This is a genomic window from Microbacterium awajiense (assembly GCF_039536545.1).
GTDB classification, from domain to species: domain Bacteria; phylum Actinomycetota; class Actinomycetes; order Actinomycetales; family Microbacteriaceae; genus Microbacterium; species Microbacterium awajiense.
The window spans coordinates 1,817,110-1,832,796 of record NZ_BAAAYU010000005.1 but is presented as its reverse complement, the minus strand read 5'-3'; the positions used below and the strand labels follow the sequence as shown (position 1 = coordinate 1,832,796).

Sequence of the window (15,687 nt, the reverse complement as noted above, 5' to 3'; positions counted from 1 at the left end):
ACGGCCGTTGTCGGTACGGGTACGCTGAGAGGTCGCGGGCCTCTAGCTCAGTCGGTAGAGCATCGGACTTTTAATCCGCGGGTCGTGGGTTCGAGCCCCACGGGGCCCACCGTCGATCGTCGCCTCTGCACGCCGACCCACCCCGGATCGTGCAGGTGCGGCGACTCGCAGCGGTGCCGGCTCGGCCGCGATCAGTCGACGGGCTCGCACACGACGACCGGGATCACGCGGTCGGTGCACTCCTGGTAGTGCGCGTAGTTCGGATACACCTCGACTGCGCGCTCCCACAGCGCCGCGCGCTCGTCGCCGGTCGCCGTGCGCGCGCGATAGCGGCGGGTTCCCGCGGCGCCGGTGATGCGGACGCCCGGGTTCGCGCGGAGGTTCAGATACCAGGCGGGATGGTGGTCGCCACCGCCGAGCGAGGCCACCAGCACGATGCGACCCTCCTCCTGGATCGGCGCCGTGAGCAGAGCAGTGCGCTCGCGCCGGGTCCGCCGCCCGGTCGTGTGCAGTTCGACGGCCTCCATACCGAGGACGAAGCGGCCGATGCGCCCGCCCGACAGGCGCAGTGCCGCACCGTGCGCCCAGCCCAGGAGCCGGACCATCCACTCGGGGTACGCCGCCTTCGCCATACCCTCACCCTACGTCGGTGTGATCCGCCGGGTCACGGCACGATGATGCGGCGGTCGTCCCAGTCGACGGACCAGCCGAGTTCGCTGAACATGCCCGACAGCACGATGGCGGTGAATCCCCAGATCACGCGGCCCTCGACCTCGAACGCCGGCGAACGATACAGCGCGCCGCCGAACCGATGCTCGGTGGCTCCGCGGTGTGCGGGGTCGAGGAGATCTGCGACGGGGACCCGGAACACGTCGACCGACTCGGCGTGATCGACGGCGGCCACCTCGCTCGGTCGGGTCCACCACGCGGGCACGGGTGTCACGAGATGGTTGCTCACCGGAACGGGCAGCGGCTCCAGCGTGCCGAGCGGCTCGATGCCGGCGGGGTCGACCCCCGTCTCCTCCCGGGCCTCGCGCAGGGCCGCGGCGACGATGTCGTCATCGGATTCTTCGACGCGGCCGCCCGGGAACGCGATCTGCCCGGGATGGCTGCCGAGGGTCGCCGCGCGGCGCAGCAGCAGCACGTCGAGGTCGGCACTGACCGCTCCGTGCGCACGGGCCGGGATGTCGTCGAGCTCGCCGAACAGGACCAGCACAGCGGCCGGACGGCCCGCCGTGGCATCCGGGAACGCGCGACGCATCGCGGTGTTCCAGGTCATCCCGCGAGCGCACAGGTCCTCGAGGTCGGCGCGCGCCGACCGCAGCGGCGCCGTCACAGCCCCGTCACCACGAAGTACGACGCCGAGAGGGCCAGCAGAGCGGATGCCACCATTCCCGCCATCGCCGGGATGCGCCCCACGCCGACGCGGCGATAGCGCAGGTAGCCGAAGACGCTCACCACGAAAGCCGCGAGCGCGATCAGCAGACCAACCCGCCAGCTGAGCAGCCCCCCGATCGCCGCGAGACCGGTGATCACGAGGCCGGTGACGGCGACCGGATTGCGCGGGATCTCGGGCCGGTCGGGGGCCTCGCTCATCGCGCCGACTCGGTCAGCACGGCGCCGGCGTGAGCGAGTTCGGCCAGGGCGGCATCGCTCGACTCGGCCGCGACGCCGGCGATCAGGTCGGTCAGCACACGCACGCGGCGGCCGTGGGCCAGGGCGTCGAGGGCGGAGGCCCGCACGCAGTAGTCGGTCGCGATGCCGGTGACGTCGATCTCGAGCACCCCGTGCTGCTCGAGCAGCTCGGAGACCGTGCGCCCCTCGTCGTCCACGCCCTCGAACAGCGAGTATGCGGGCTCGCCCTGCCCCTTCTTGACGTGGTGCGTCACGGCCGCCGTGTCGAGTCCGGCGTCGTACTCGGCGCCCTGAGTGCCGCCGACGCAGTGCACGGGCCAACTGTCGATGAAGTCGGGCTCGCCGTCGGCGAAGTGTCCGCCGTTGTCATTGTCGCCGTCGTGCCAGTCGCGCGACGCGACGATGAGGGCGTACTCGTCCGCATGATCGGCGAGGTACTGAGAGATCGCCGCGGCCACGGCGTCGCCGCCCTCGACGCCGAGCGCTCCCCCCTCGGTGAAATCGTTCTGGACATCGACGATGAACAGCGCCTTGGTCATTCTTCGAGCGTACGACGATACTCGTCGCGCGTCAGCGCGTGCCCGTCCTCGGCGACCAGCGCGGGATCGGTGGATGCCGGCAGCTCGGCGGCGTCCGTCGCGTCGGCAACGGTGGCCTCGCCACCGGTCGCCGCCGACTGCGGGTCGCGGCGCCACAGCTTCGACGGCCACCAGATCGCTCGGCCGATGTCGTACGACAGGGCGGGCACGAGCAGCGAGCGCACCACGAAGGTGTCCAGCAGCACGCCGAACGCGACGATGAACGCGATCTGCGCGAGGAACAGGATCGGAATCACACCCAGCGCCGCGAAGGTCGCGGCCAGCACCAGACCCGCTGACGTGATCACCCCGCCCGTCGCGACGAGGCCGCGCAGGATGCCCGAGCGCGTGCCGTGCACCAGCGACTCCTCGCGCACGCGCGACATCAGGAAGATGTTGTAGTCGACGCCGAGAGCGACGAGGAACACGAAACCGTACAGCGGCACGGCAGGATCCCCTCCGGGGAAGTCGAACACGGTGTTGAACACGATCGCGCTCACACCCAGGGCGGTGCCGAACGAGAGGATCACGGTGCCGATGAGGATCACGGGCGCGAGGATCGACCGCAGCAGCAGCATGAGGATGGCGAAGATCACCACCAGGATCACCGGGATGATCAGCGTGCGGTCGCGGATCGACGTGTCGTTCGTGTCGATGTCGGTCGCCGTCTCGCCGCCGACGAGCACCGCGCCATCGCCGATCTCATCGTCGAAGGCCACGCGCAGATCGCGCACCGTATCCTCGGCGGCCATGGAGTCGGCGGCATCGGTCAGCGTGCCGATGAGCAGTACGTCGCCGTCCGACACCGTCGGCTCGGGGGCGGGTGTGCCGGGGGGACCCACGGCGGCGTACACGACCTCGCCGTCTTCGACGCCCACTCCCGCCTGGCCGGTCGGCGAGTCCTCGGATGCCGCCGACACCGACTCGACGCCGTCGCTCGCCTCGAGCACCTCGACGGCGCTCGCGGCATCGGACTCGTCGACGATGACGTAGACGGGGCTGCCCGATCCCGCGGGGAAGTGCTCGGCGAGCACGGCCTGCCCGTCGCGCGCCTGCGACTCCCCCAGCACGAGGTCGCTGGTGGCGACGCCGTCGGCCTTGAGCTGGGTCACCCCGAACGCGCCGGCGATCAGCACGACGGTGCAGACGATCCAGACGGCGCGTGCGTGGCGCGCGACGAACCGGGCCAGGCGGGGCCACAGACCGCGGACCGGCTGCGTGAGGTCGTCGGGGATGGTCGCCACCGGCTCTTTCGGGACGAACGGCCAGAACGCGGCCCGCCCGACGAGCGCGAGCAGCGCCGGCAGGAACGTGAGCGCCGACAGCAGCGAGAATGCGATGCCGATCGACGCGATCGGCCCGAGCGCACGATTGGTCGCGAGGTCGCTGAGCAGCAGACAGAGCAGACCCGCGATCACGGTGCCGCCCGAGGCGAGGATCGGCTCGAACGATCCGCGCCATGCCGTGAGCGTGGCATCCCACCGCTGCCGGCCTTCGGCGACCGCCTCACGGAAGCGTGCGACGTACAGCAGCGCATAGTCGGTGGCTGCGCCGATCACGAGGATGAACAGGATGCCCTGCACCTGACCGTTGAGCACGAAGATCCCGGCGTACGCCAGCCACCACACGGTCAGCAGCGCGACGCACAGCGCGAACACGCTCGTCATCAGCACGAGGACCGGCAGCAGCGGCGAACGGTAGACCACGACGAGGATGAGGAAGACCGCGATGAGCGCGACGGCGAGCAGCAGGCCGTCGATGCCGAGGAAGCCCTCGACGAGATCGGCGGTGAATCCTGCGGGACCGGTCACCCACCCCTCCAGCGGAGCGGCGAGATCCTCGTCGGCCATCAGCCGGATCTCGCTGACGACCTCATCGATGTCGGCTCCCGAATCGATCGGCACGAACACCTGCACGGCTTCGCCGTCTTCGGATGGGATCGGCGGTGAGACATCACCCTGGATGCCGTCCAGCTGTCCGATCTCATCGACGAGTGCGCTGATCTCGGCGAGCTGGTCCTCGGTCAGCTCACCGTCACCGGTGACCACGAGCACGGCCGGAAGGGTCTCGTCGCCCAGGAAGCCGGGCAGCTGCTCGTTGACCTGCGTGGCATCGGCGCTGGACGGCAGGAAGCTCGACCGGTCGTTCGACGAGACCTCCTCGACCTTGCCGAAGTAGGGGCCGCCGATGGAACCCCCCACGAGCCACACGAGCACGAGAAGAACCGGGATGCCGACGCGAAGCCAGCGGGTCGGTTGAGTCGAACGCATATTGCTAGCTTATCTAGCTACTTTGGGGTTTGCGCAACCCCTAGGCTGGTGCGGGTGATCTCTGCGGTGATCGCCCTGGCGGGCGCACTCGTCTACGGCGCAGCCGACTTCCTCGGCGGACTGGCCGCGCGCCGCCTTCGGTCGATCGCGGTCACTGCCGCCGCTGCGGTGTCGGGGCTGGTCCTGCTCGGACTCGCCCTGCCGCTCGTGGGCGGGCAGTGGACGCCGCGCGATGTCGGTTGGGGCGTGGTCGCCGGCGTCTTCGGCTTCGTCGCCATTCTTCTGCTCTACGCATGCCTGGCGATCGGCCCGATGAGCATCCTGTCACCGCTCACGGCCATCGTCTCGGCCATCGCCCCCATGCTGTGGGGACTGCTGGTGAACCAGGAGGAGCTCACGGCGATCGGGTACGTCGGACTGGCGGTCGCGCTCGTCGCCGTCGTGCTCGTCGGCTTCATCCCCGGCGCGAAGGTCGTCCGCCCGAACGTCAGGGGCCTGGTGATGGCGGTCGGCGCGGGTCTCGCCATCGGCGGGTTCCTCATCGCGATCGATCGCACCAGCGACGACAGCGGCCTCATGCCGCTGGTGATGACGCGTGCCACCAACACGGCGCTGGCGCTGATCATCGTCGGCGCCCTGATGCTGCGCACCGTGCGGCGCGGACAGCCGGCTCTCACCGCACTCCAGCCCCAGGGCGCCCGACTCGGCGCCACTCCCACCGGACACGCCGACCTCGAGCACGCCGCACCGGCCGACGCCGCGGTGCCGACGGGCCCGCCGTCGACAGTGCGGGCGGCATGGTGGCTCGCGATCGGCTGCGGCATCCTCGATGCCGGCGCCAACACGATGATGCTTCTCGCGCTGCGGCTCGGCGACCTGTCGATCGTGTCGGCGCTCACGGCCCTGTACCCCGCGGGCACCATCGTGCTCGCGGCGATCGTGCTGCGCGAACGTGTGGCGTCCGTGCAGTGGATCGGCCTGGCCCTCGCGCTGGTCGCGGGCGGGATGCTCGCACTGGCCTGATCGGAAGCGGCCACACCCTCGCCGAGGAGCGCGGGCCCACCCCCGGGGACCTCCGGGGGCCTGCCCCCGTGAAGAGGCTCGACGGTGCCGGTACCGTATCGCGCATGACCCTCGCCACCGCCGTCCGCACCCGCTCGCGCGTGGGCTGGACCTTCGTCACGCTGCTCGCGCTGAGCATCGTCGCCTTCGGCGCGATCCCCTACTTCACCGGTTCGCTCGACGAGCTCGCCGCGCAGGACGTCGGCCTCGCCGCCGACTATGCCGTCAAGCCGCTGCCCGTGCAGGTCGCGCTGTACACGCACATCGCCGCCGCCGCACTCGCGCTGGCGCTGGGCCCGTTCCAGTTCTGGCGCGGGCTGCGCGACCGGATGCCGCGCGTGCATCGCATCACCGGCCGCACCTACCTCATCGCGGTCGCGATCGGCGGGATCGCGGGCCTGGCGATCGCGCCGTTCAGCCCGGCCGGCTGGGTCGGGCTGTTCGGGTTCGGCGCCCTCGGCGTGCTGTGGCTGATCACAGGTTGGCGCGCCTATCGCAGCATCCGTCGTCGCGACATCGCGTCGCACCAGGCGTGGATGATCCGCAACTACGCACTCACCTTCGCGGCCGTCACCCTGCGCATCTGGCTGCCCCTCATGCTGCTGACACCGCTGTGGCTCGGGATGCCGTGGGAGTTCGACTCGGCCTTCGCCAACGCGTACGCGGCGGTGCCGTTCCTCGCCTGGCTGCCCAACCTGCTCGTGGCCGAATGGCTCATCCGCCGCCGCGGACTGCCCTCGTACCGCCTGCCCGCGTGACCCGTTGCGGCCGCGCCGCCGACGTTCCACACTGGGGTCGACGCTCGACGGCGAGGAGGACGCGATGGACACGCACTGGTCGGGAAGCGGGACCGCCGACGATCCCTGGCAGCTGAAGACGGCGCCGCTGTCGTCGCAGTTCTCGATCCACCGCGACGACGAGGCCGATCCGCCGCTGCTGGTCTGCCAGGTCGGCAGCACGCGGCTCACCTACCTCGCTCGCGCGGTAGATGACCTCCACGCCATGCTGGTCACGCACGGCGACTGGATGCCGCTGGGCGCCGCCGATGAGAAGAAGGAGCCCGCCGAAGGCACGGTCGAAGCGTGGGGCCGGTCGCCCGACAACCCTGTCGGCGGCTGGTACGGCCAGCGCAAGGGCTACCGTGGCCGGTTCGGGATGTATGTGCCGCCGCTTCTGGAGGCATTGGGCCTCGTGGAGTTGGAGCACAATGCGCGAAACAACCGCGTGCGCGCCCTCCCCCGAGATTGACGTGTGCTGTGGTCAGCGCGAGAGCGCCAGCAGCACCCACGACGCGATCGCGCATGCGAGGCCGAAGGCGACCAGTCCGGTGCCGAGCAGTGTCAGGGGGCGCACCGCGGGCGAGCGCGGGTCCAGGCGCATCCGATCCGTCCAGCCGTGACGGTAGTAGATGTCGGCCATGTCCTTGCCGGCCAGCTTTCCGTCCTGTTCGGCGGTGAGGGGCGCCTGACCGATGGCTCCGTCGGCGTCGAACCAGCGCACGAAGCGACCGTTCGGACCGTCCTCGACGACCGCGCGGGCGGGAAGCCAGGTTCCGTCGGCCAGCCGCGCGATGAGGGCGACGAGCAGCACGCTCAGTCCCAATCCGACGCCGACCCACGAGAAGATCTCGAGCAGGGCGTTCATCGCCGCATCCATGCAGCCTCCCCGCAGGAAACAGGTCACGGGCTGGGCCGGAGGCGGCCTTCGTTCCGTCTGAGCCACCTAAGGGAATCGAACCCTTGACCTATTCATTACGAGTGAATCGCTCTGCCGACTGAGCTAAGGTGGCGCGGCGACCCCGCCGAGATCGCCGTCGTCCATCCTAACGGACGGCGCGCGCGCTTCGATCCACGGCCGATCCGCTCAGCCGCCTGATGAGCGGCACGCTCACCTCGACCGCCCGCTCGATCCGGTCGCGCAGCGCGGCGCCGGCGACCCGGCCACCGGAGAACTCGGCTTCGCAGGCGTAGACCCCCAGTGGCAGGGTGACCGCCTGGAAGAACGCGAACAACGGTCGCAGATGATGCTCGACCACGAGAGCATGCCGATCGCTGCCTCCCGTCGCGGACACGATGACCGGTGTCCCGGCGAGCGCGTGCTGATCGACGAGATCGAACAGATGCTTGAAGAGGCCCGAGACCGCCGCCCGATAGACGGGGCTGGCGACCACCAGCACGTCGGCCCGCTCGATGCGTTCGAGCTCCGCTTCGACCGTCGGCGGCAACTCGTCGCGACGCACCGCGCCCGCGAGGGCCGGCCCGATCTCGTTCAGCGACACCGTGTGCGCCGTGATCTCGAGTCGGTTGCCGAGGGCGGCGACGATCTCATCCAGGAGAGCGCGGGTCTTCGACGGCGCACTGACGCTGCCCGATACGGCCACCACGTTCAGCCGCGCGGTCGACGAGACAGGTTCCGGCGGTCGCACGGACAGGATCGCCTGCGTCACGGGTTCACCAGGGACTCCGCGCGAGGCGCGGCGGCGAGCGGGTCGCGGGCATCGCTGAACGGGGACGGCGACGTGCCGTCGGCGGCGGACGCACCGTCGGCGAACGCCCCGCGGTACCGCGCCGCCGGATGCTCGTCGGGTACGAGCCCCGTGGGAGCGTCCAGCAGGTGGGCACGCAGGGTGCCGTCGCTCTCGGCGGGATAGTCCTGCCACACCCGACCACGACGCTGCAGCTCGGGGACGACGTGGTCGACGAAGTCCTCGAACGTGCCGGGCGTGATCGCGTAGGCGAGGTTGAAGCCGTCGAGGCCACCGACTTCGATCCAGCGCTCCAGCTCGTCGGCCACGGTCTCGGCACCGCCGACGACGACCTTGCCGAGACCGCCGATCGCGAGATACCCGGCGACGTCGCGAGGGGTCCATCGACGCGTCGGATCGGCCGTGGTGAACATCGCGAGCACGCTGCGCAACGAGTCGTTGTCGACGTACTCGAGCGGCACGTCGGGGTCGAGGGTCGAGAAGTCGATGCCGGTCCAGCCGCCCGCGAGCGCGAGCCCGCCCTCGAGGCTGGCGTGCGCGGCCAGCTCGTCGTAGGTCGCCTGCGCCTCCTCGTCCGTCGCACCGGTGATCACGGTGAGCAGCGTGAGGATCTTGACCGAGTCGCGCCGGCGCCCCTGCGCCTCGGCGCGATCGCGGATGTCGTCGGTGATCCCCCGGGCCTGTTCGGGACTCGTCGCGATGATGAAGAGCGCTTCGCCGTGCTTGGAGGCGAAGTCCCGGCCACGTGACGACGCGCCCGCCTGGTAGATGACCGGCGTGCGCTGCGGAGACGGTTCGGTCAGGTGGATTCCCGGCACCTCGTAGAACTCGCCGCTGTGGCCGATGGGGTGGACTTTCGCGGGATCGGTGTAGACGCCCCGTTCGGGGTCCTTGACGACGGCACCGTCCTCCCACGAGCCCTCCCACAGCTTGTAGACGACGTCGAGGAACTCGTCGGCGAGGTCGTAGCGTCGATCGTGGTCGACCTGCCGGCGGAGCCCGAGGTTGCGGGCCGCGCTGTCGAGATACGACGTCACTACGTTGATGCCGATCCGCCCGCCCGTCAGGTGGTCGAGAGTCGAGAATCGACGCGCGAGCAGGTACGGCTGCTCGTACGTCACGGCGACCGTGACGCCGAACCCGAGCCGCTCCGTGACGGCGGCCATCGCGGGCACCTGCAGGAGCGGATCGTTCACCGGCACCTGGTCGGCGTCGAGGAAGGACGCCGCCGCGGTCCCGCGATACACGTCGTAGAGGCCGACGACGTCCGCGATGAAGACGGCGTCGAATCGGCCTCGCTCGAGTGTGCGGGCGAGGTCGGTCCAGTACTCGAGGGTGTTGTAGCGGTCGGCACGGTTGTCCGGATGCCGCCACAGGCCCGGATTCTGATGCGTGACGCAGGTCATGTCGAAGGCGTTGAGGATGATGCGCGAAGTCATGCCGACGAGTGTGCGGGCGGAGTCCGGGCCTGTCGAGCGTCGGTGTCGCCCTGTGACGTCAGGTTCCGTCGTGTTGCCGCGCGTGTCTTCGCATGACGCCCGCGAACCGCGGACGCACGGTCAGCAGACCAGGCCGTCGGTGGGCACGACGCCGTCGATGAGGTAGTCCTCGATCGCGGTGTCGACGCACGCGTTGCCCTTGTTGAAGCCCGTGTGGCCTTCGCCTTCGCGCGTGACGAGCACGCCGCTCGACAGCTGATCGGCCAGCGAGACCGCCCACTCGTACGGCGTCGCGGGGTCGTTCGTCGTTCCGATGACCACGATGGGTGCCGCGCCGTCGGCGGTGAGCACGCCACGGGTGCCCGTGGGCGGGAACGGCCAGGCCGCGCACGTATCCGGCCCGACGGAGTATGGCGCGAAGGTCGGCGCCTCGACCGCGAGTCGGGCTTCGGCGGCCGCCTCGTCCTCAGGGGTCGTGTCGTCGGGATAATCCATGCAGTTGTACGCGATGAACGCCTCGGTGCTGTTGTCGGTGTAGGCACCGTCGAGGCGTCCGTAGTACGAATCGGCGAGCAGGAAGGCGAGCTCGGGGTTGCCCTGCAGCACGTCTTCGATCGCGATGGTGAGGTACTGCCACGTGTCCTCGGAGTACAGCGCCAGCAGCGTCGCGGTGACCATGGCGTCGGCCCCGAGCATCCGCCCGTCCGACGCGCGAAGAGGCGTGCTGTCGAGCCGCGCATACAGCGCACCGAGGTCTGCCGCCGCTTCGTCGACACTGCCCCGGAAGGGACAGTCGCTGGTCTGCAGGCAGTCCGCCAGGTACGCCCGCAGTGCCGACTCGAATCCGGAGAGCTGGATCTCGCCGACCTCGATGCTCGGGATCGAGGGATCGATCGCGCCGTCGAGGACGAGCCGGCCCACCCGATCGGGGTACAACTCGGCGTAGGTGGCGCCGAGGAATGTGCCGTACGAGTAGCCGAGGTAGTGCAGTTCGCTGTCGCCGAGCACCGCCCGGATCAGGTCCATGTCGCGCGCGGAGTCGACCGTGGTGACGTGCGCGAGGATCCCGTCGCTGTTCGCCTCGCACGCCGCCGCGAAGCCGGCGTTGCGCGCATCGAGTTCGGCCTCCCAGGCGTCTGATCCGCGCGTGTTCACGGGGATGTCGTACAGATAGGCGTCCATTCCGGCGGCGTCGTAGCACCGCACCGCGGATGAGGCTCCCACGCCGCGCGTGTCGAAGCCGACGATGTCGTACGCCTCCTCGAGGGCGGGCGTCACGGCCGCGCTCATCGACGTGCGGATGTAGTCGACGGCGCTGGCGCCGGGACCGCCGGGGTTGAACAGCAGCGAGCCGATCGCCTCGCCCGAGAGCGCTCGCTGACGCGCCAGTGCGAGCTCGATCTCGCCGAGCGCGGGGTCGTCCCAGTCCAGCGGCGCCGTGATCGTGGCGCACTCGAGGTCACCGCACGGCGACCAGACGACGGTCTGGCTGTAGAACGGCAGCAGCTCGGTGGGAATCCCGCTCACGTCCGGAGCCGCGCTCTCGGTCGAGAGGGGCCGGTCTTCCGGGATCAGCGTGTACAGGCAGCCGCTGAGGGCGATCGACGCCACCGCGACGGATGCCACGACGGCGAGCAGGCGCCGCATACGGCGGGCGGGGGTGCGGGTCACGGGGTCCTTCCGGTGGCGACGGTGATGAGCAGGCTCTCGAGCGCCAGCGCCGGCGCCACGTTCTGCTCGAGGTTCTGACGGGTCGCGGCGAGCCGGTCGACGACGTCGAGGGTGCGCGCGGGCGGCCAGGCCCGTGCGAGCGCGCGCAGATCGTCTTCGAGCTCACGGTTGATGAGGTCGCCCTCCCGCTCGTACTGCAGCATCAGCACATCCCGGAACATCGATTGAAGGTCGGTGAGCACGCGGTCGATGCCGTCACGCAGGCTTCGGGTCGCTCGCCGCTTCTGGTCGTCCTCGAGCGCTGAGATCTGCGAGCGCACTGCCGGCGGGATCGCCGCGCCGTCCGCGATACCCAGCGTGCGCAGCAGGCTCGATCGCTCGGATTCGTCGCGTTCGGCGGTGAGCGCTTTCGCGTCCTCGCTCGCGACCTGCACGATGCGGCCGGCGACGTCGACGGCGTCGCCGACGCCACGCACCCCGAGCACCGCACGCAGCGTCTCGTCGCGGCGCTCACGCGCGGCGGCATCCGTGGCCAGACGCTGTGCCATGCCGATGTGCCGCTGCGCGTGGCGCGCCGACTGCTCGGCGACCGCGGGGGCGGCGCCGGTGCGCGCGGCGACGAGGGCGGCGACCGCGGCGACGTCGGGCTCACGCAGACGCAGCGTGCGCACACGTGAACGGATCGTCGGGAGCAGATCGGCGTCGCTCGGGGCGCACAGTACCCACACGGTGCGCTCGGGGGGCTCCTCGAGCGCCTTGAGCAGCACGTTCGAGGTGCGCTCCGTCATGCGGTCCGCATCTTCGACCACGATGACGCGGTAGCGACCGATCGACGGCGCGAAGTACGCGCGCTCGACCAGGCGCCGGGCCTCGTCGATGCGGATGATCACCTGTTCGGTCCGCAGCGCCGTGAGGTCGGGATGCGTGCCGGCGAGCACCTGCTTCATCGCTGCGGCGTCGCCCGGCTCGGCGATCAGCGCGGCAGCGAAGGCGTACGCGAGCGTCGAGCGTCCTGACCCGGGCGGACCCGTGATCAGCCACGCGTGCGAAAGCGCATCGGGGTGGGTGGCCGCGTTCCGCAGTGCCGTCACCGCGGCGTCCTGACCCCAGACATCGGTCCAGGGCAGCTCTGCGACCGGCGCGACCGCTTCCATGCCGACCAGCCTAATCTCCGCGTCCGACCTCACCGGCCGGTCAGATCAGGGCCTCGACGCGGGCGCGGATGTCGGCGGCGAGAACCGACGCGTCCTGCGCGGCGTCGAGCACGAGAAAGCGGCCCGGGTCCGCTTCGGCCAGCGCGAGGAAGGCGGTCCGCACGCGCTCGTGGAACGCGGATGCCTCGGACTCGAGCCGGTCGAACGGCTTGTCGGCCGCATCGAGCCGGCGGCGCGCGGCAGCGGGGTCGAGGTCGAGCAGCACGGTGAGGTGCGGCAGCAGGCCCGCCGTCGCCCACAGCGAGAGGTCGCGCACCTCCCCCGCACCCAGGACGCGACCCGCACCCTGATACGCCACCGAGGAGTCGAGGTACCTGTCCTGGATGACGACGTCACCGCGCTCCAGCGCCGGCCGCACGACGGTGTCGACATGCTGGGCGCGGTCGGCCGCATACAGCAGTGCCTCAGCGCGGGCCGAGACCTCGCCGCGGTGGTGCAGCACGATGTCGCGCACCAGGACACCCACCTCGGTACCGCCCGGCTCGCGCGTGCGGACGACGGTGCGGCCCTGCTCACGCAGCCACGCGTCGAGCAGTCCCGCCTGAGTCGTCTTGCCCGTGCCGTCGCCGCCCTCGAAGGTGACGAACAGTCCCGTCGGCGCGTCCTCGCTCACTTCTTCTTGGCGGGGGTGCGGCGCGTGGTGGTCGAGCGCGACCGCGTCGAGCGCTTGGGGGCCGGACCCTTGGCACGCTTGTCGGCGAGCAGCTGCACGGCCCGCTCGAAGGTCATCTCGTCGGCGGTCTCGCCCCGCGGGATCGTCGCGTTGATCTCGCCATCGGTCACATACGGACCGAACCGGCCGTCGCGCACCTTGATCGGCTTGCCGCTGACCGGGTCGGCGTCGAACTCCTTGAGCGCACTCGACGCACCGCGCGCCCCGTACTTGGGCTGGGCGTAGATCGCCAGCGCCTCATCGAGCGTGATGTCGAAGATCTGCTCCTCGGCGGTCAGCGAACGCGAGTCGGTGCCCTTCTTGAGATAGGGCCCGTAGCGGCCGTTCTGCGCCGTGATCTCCTCGCCCGACTCGGGGTCCGCTCCGACCACGCGCGGCAGGTTGAGCAGCTTCAGCGCCGTCTGCAGGTCGATCGTCTCGGGCGACATGCTCTTGAACAGCGAGGCGCGGCGCGGCTTGGGAGCCGTCGTCTTCGTACCCGCCTTCTTCTTCGGCTCGGCGACCTCACCGGTGGCGGGGTCGACCTCATCGGGGTCGACCGGGTCCTCCTCCTCGAGGTACGGACCGAAGCGGCCGTCCTTGACGACGACGAGCTTGCCGGTGTCGGGGTTCTCGCCGAGGACGCGATTGCCGGCGACCGGGGCGTCGATGAGCTCTTGCGCCTTCTCGGGCGTCAACTCGTCGGGCGCGAGGTCCTCGGGGATGTTGATGCGGCGGGGAGCGGCGTCGGGATCGGCCGGGTCGACGACCTCGAGGTACGGGCCGTACTTCCCGTACCGCAGGGTGGCAGTGTCGGTGATCGCCGTCGCGTTGATCTCCCGCGCGTCGATCTCGCCCAGGTTGTCGACGATGCGACGCAGACCCGGCTGGGTGTCGGAGCCGAAGTAGAAGTCGTGCAGCCACTCGACACGACCCTGCTCGCCGCGAGCGATCGCGTCGAGGTCGTCTTCCAGGGTCGCGGTGAAGTCGTAGTCGACCAGATCGGCGAAGTGGTTCTCGAGCAGTCGCACCAGGCTGAAGGCGAGCCAGGTGGGAACCAGCTGGCTTCCGCGCTTGAGGGCGTAGCCGCGGTCGAGGATGAGGTCGATGATGCTCGCGAAGGTCGATGGACGACCGATGCCCTTCTCTTCGAGCTCCTTGACCAGGCTCGCCTCGGTGAAGCGCGGTTTGGGTCGCGTCGCGTGGCCCTTCGGCTCGACATCGCGCAGGCGCAGCACGTCTCCGACGGCCATGACCGGCAGCGCTTGGTCGCCGGCCTTGTCGGCGTCGCCGCGCTTCTCGTGGCGGCCCTCCTCGTACACCTCGCGGTAGCCCTTGAAGGTGTACACCGTACCCGAGGCGGTGAATTCCGCCGAGCGACCGCCGGCATCCACCTTCAGGGTCACCGTGGTCGTCTCGTACTTCGCATCCGACATCTGGCTCGCGAGCGTCCGCGTCCAGATCATCTCGTACATGCGCAGCTCGTCGCGGTCGAGCTCGGTCACCTCGCGCGGACGACGGAACACGTCGCCCGACGGGCGGATGGCCTCATGCGCCTCCTGAGCGTTCTTGCTCTTGTTGGCGTACGTCCGCGGATTGGCGGGCACCGCCTTGTCGCCGAACAGCTCGACGGCCTGCGCCCGTGCCGCCTCGACGGCCTGGCGCGAGAGCGCGGTCGAGTCGGTGCGCATATAGGTGATGTACCCCTTCTCGTACAGCCGCTGCGCAACGCCCATGGCGTGCTTGGCCGTCATCGAGAGCTTCAGGCCCGCCTCCTGCTGCAGCGTCGACGTGGTGAACGGCGGCTTGGGGCTGCGGGTTCCCGGCTTGGCCGTGAGGTCGATGACCGATGCCTCGGCCGCGGCTTCGACCGCCTCGGCCAGCTCGCGCGCCTGCTGCTCCGTCAGGACGAGCGCGGCCTTCTTGAGCGCACCGGTGTCGTCGAAGTCGCTGCCGGACGCCAGGCGGGCACCGTCGACGCGCGCCAGACCGGCCGTGAAGTCGGCGGCATCCTTGATCGCGACGACGTCGACGTCCCAGTACTCGGCCGAACGGAACGCCATGCGCTCGCGCTCGCGCTCGACGAGCAGACGGATGGCCGGCGACTGCACGCGGCCGGCGGACGTGCCCTGCACGACCTTCCGGCGGGCGACGTCCGAGACGTCCCATCCGTAGAGGCGATCGAGCACACGTCGGGTCTCCTGCGCGTCGACGAGGGCGACGTCCAGCTCGCGCGTGTCGTCGACGGCGGCGCGGATGGCGTCCTTGGTGATCTCGTGGAAGACCATGCGCCGCACCGGCACCTTGGGCTTGAGCACCTGGAGCAGGTGCCACGCGATCGCTTCGCCCTCGCGGTCTTCATCGGTGGCGAGGAGGAGCTCGTCGGCGTTCTTGAGAGCGCGCTTGAGATCGGCGACGGTCTTGCGCCCGCGTTCGGACTCGACGTAGAGCGGATCGAAGCCGTTGTCGATGTCGATGGAGTACTTGCCGTACGCCTGCTTCTTGTCAGCGGGAATGTCCTTCTTGCCCGCCAGGTCGCGGATGTGACCGACCGAGCTGAGCACCTCGTAATCGTCGCCCAGGTACCCCTGGATCGACTTCATCTTCGTCGGAGACTCGACGATGACGAGCTTCTTGCCTTGTGCCAACGGGGGCGTCCTTTCCATCGACGCACACCATAC

General features: G+C 70.1%; 15 protein-coding genes and 2 tRNA genes. 4 read left to right on the top strand and 13 right to left on the bottom strand.

The window, feature by feature from the left end; translation table 11 throughout:
- The first annotated feature begins 36 nt into the window (after positions 1-36).
- Positions 37-109, top strand: a tRNA-Lys gene (locus ABD663_RS15215).
- A gap of 82 nt (positions 110-191) precedes the next feature.
- Here the strand turns inward: ABD663_RS15215 and ABD663_RS15210 are convergent.
- Genes ABD663_RS15210 through ABD663_RS15190 form a run of 5 tightly spaced genes read right to left on the bottom strand, consistent with a single transcriptional unit; the run spans position 192 to position 4,483 of the window.
- A complete protein-coding gene (locus ABD663_RS15210; RefSeq protein WP_344740022.1) occupies positions 192-632 on the bottom strand; it encodes a nitroreductase/quinone reductase family protein in 441 nt (146 codons plus the stop codon).
- A 32-nt stretch (positions 633-664) separates the two neighbouring features.
- Entirely contained in the window at positions 665-1,279 is a 615-nt protein-coding gene (locus tag ABD663_RS15205; RefSeq protein WP_344740020.1) for an NUDIX hydrolase, read from the bottom strand.
- Between the two features lie 53 nt (positions 1,280-1,332).
- Positions 1,333-1,596, bottom strand: coding sequence for a hypothetical protein (locus ABD663_RS15200; protein WP_344740018.1), 264 nt, complete (start codon positions 1,594-1,596; stop codon positions 1,333-1,335).
- Positions 1,593-2,174 carry an isochorismatase family protein gene (locus ABD663_RS15195; protein WP_344740016.1) on the bottom strand — a complete coding sequence of 194 codons (582 nt, stop codon included), beginning with the start codon at positions 2,172-2,174 and terminating at the stop codon, positions 1,593-1,595. The genes ABD663_RS15200 and ABD663_RS15195 overlap by 4 nt, the downstream gene beginning before the upstream one ends.
- Positions 2,171-4,483 (bottom strand): MMPL family transporter, encoded by a 2,313-nt coding sequence (locus tag ABD663_RS15190; RefSeq protein WP_344740014.1) that lies wholly within the window; start codon positions 4,481-4,483, stop codon positions 2,171-2,173. Before ABD663_RS15190 ends, ABD663_RS15195 begins: the two co-directional genes overlap by 4 nt.
- A gap of 54 nt (positions 4,484-4,537) precedes the next feature.
- Between ABD663_RS15190 and ABD663_RS15185 the strand changes: the two genes are divergently transcribed.
- The 3 genes from ABD663_RS15185 (at position 4,538) to ABD663_RS15175 (ending at position 6,793) form a co-directional block, all read left to right on the top strand.
- Complete coding sequence (locus ABD663_RS15185; protein WP_344740011.1) at positions 4,538-5,506, top strand: EamA family transporter; 969 nt, start codon at positions 4,538-4,540, stop codon at positions 5,504-5,506.
- A gap of 104 nt (positions 5,507-5,610) precedes the next feature.
- Positions 5,611-6,303, top strand: coding sequence for a DUF2306 domain-containing protein (locus tag ABD663_RS15180; RefSeq protein ID WP_344740009.1), 693 nt, complete (start codon positions 5,611-5,613; stop codon positions 6,301-6,303).
- 64 nt (positions 6,304-6,367) lie between these two features.
- Positions 6,368-6,793: a DUF6855 family protein gene (locus ABD663_RS15175; protein WP_344740007.1), complete on the top strand. Its 426-nt coding sequence runs from the start codon at positions 6,368-6,370 to the stop codon at positions 6,791-6,793.
- 12 nt (positions 6,794-6,805) lie between these two features.
- Here ABD663_RS15175 and ABD663_RS15170 read toward each other — a convergent pair whose 3' ends face one another.
- From ABD663_RS15170 to topA, 8 genes are all read right to left on the bottom strand, one after another.
- Complete coding sequence (locus ABD663_RS15170; protein WP_344740005.1) at positions 6,806-7,189, bottom strand: hypothetical protein; 384 nt, start codon at positions 7,187-7,189, stop codon at positions 6,806-6,808.
- A gap of 72 nt (positions 7,190-7,261) precedes the next feature.
- A tRNA-Thr gene (locus ABD663_RS15165) sits at positions 7,262-7,334 on the bottom strand.
- A 33-nt stretch (positions 7,335-7,367) separates the two neighbouring features.
- A complete protein-coding gene (msuE, locus tag ABD663_RS15160; RefSeq protein WP_344740003.1) occupies positions 7,368-7,991 on the bottom strand; it encodes an FMN reductase in 624 nt (207 codons plus the stop codon).
- A complete protein-coding gene (locus tag ABD663_RS15155; protein WP_344740001.1) occupies positions 7,988-9,469 on the bottom strand; it encodes an LLM class flavin-dependent oxidoreductase in 1,482 nt (493 codons plus the stop codon). Before ABD663_RS15155 ends, msuE begins: the two co-directional genes overlap by 4 nt.
- Before the next feature lie 120 nt (positions 9,470-9,589).
- Positions 9,590-11,140 (bottom strand): alpha/beta hydrolase, encoded by a 1,551-nt coding sequence (locus ABD663_RS15150; RefSeq protein WP_425561790.1) that lies wholly within the window; start codon positions 11,138-11,140, stop codon positions 9,590-9,592.
- Positions 11,137-12,294, bottom strand: a complete 1,158-nt coding sequence (locus ABD663_RS15145) for a DNA polymerase III subunit delta' (RefSeq protein ID WP_344739999.1) — start codon at positions 12,292-12,294, stop codon at positions 11,137-11,139. The genes ABD663_RS15150 and ABD663_RS15145 overlap by 4 nt, the downstream gene beginning before the upstream one ends.
- Before the next feature lie 40 nt (positions 12,295-12,334).
- The gene (tmk, locus tag ABD663_RS15140; RefSeq protein ID WP_344739997.1) at positions 12,335-12,967 is read right to left on the bottom strand and encodes a dTMP kinase; all 633 of its coding nucleotides are present in this window, start codon (positions 12,965-12,967) and stop codon (positions 12,335-12,337) included.
- Positions 12,964-15,672, bottom strand: a complete 2,709-nt coding sequence (topA, locus tag ABD663_RS15135; RefSeq protein ID WP_425561789.1) for a type I DNA topoisomerase — start codon at positions 15,670-15,672, stop codon at positions 12,964-12,966. Before topA ends, tmk begins: the two co-directional genes overlap by 4 nt.
- Between the last annotated feature and the right edge of the window lie 15 nt (positions 15,673-15,687).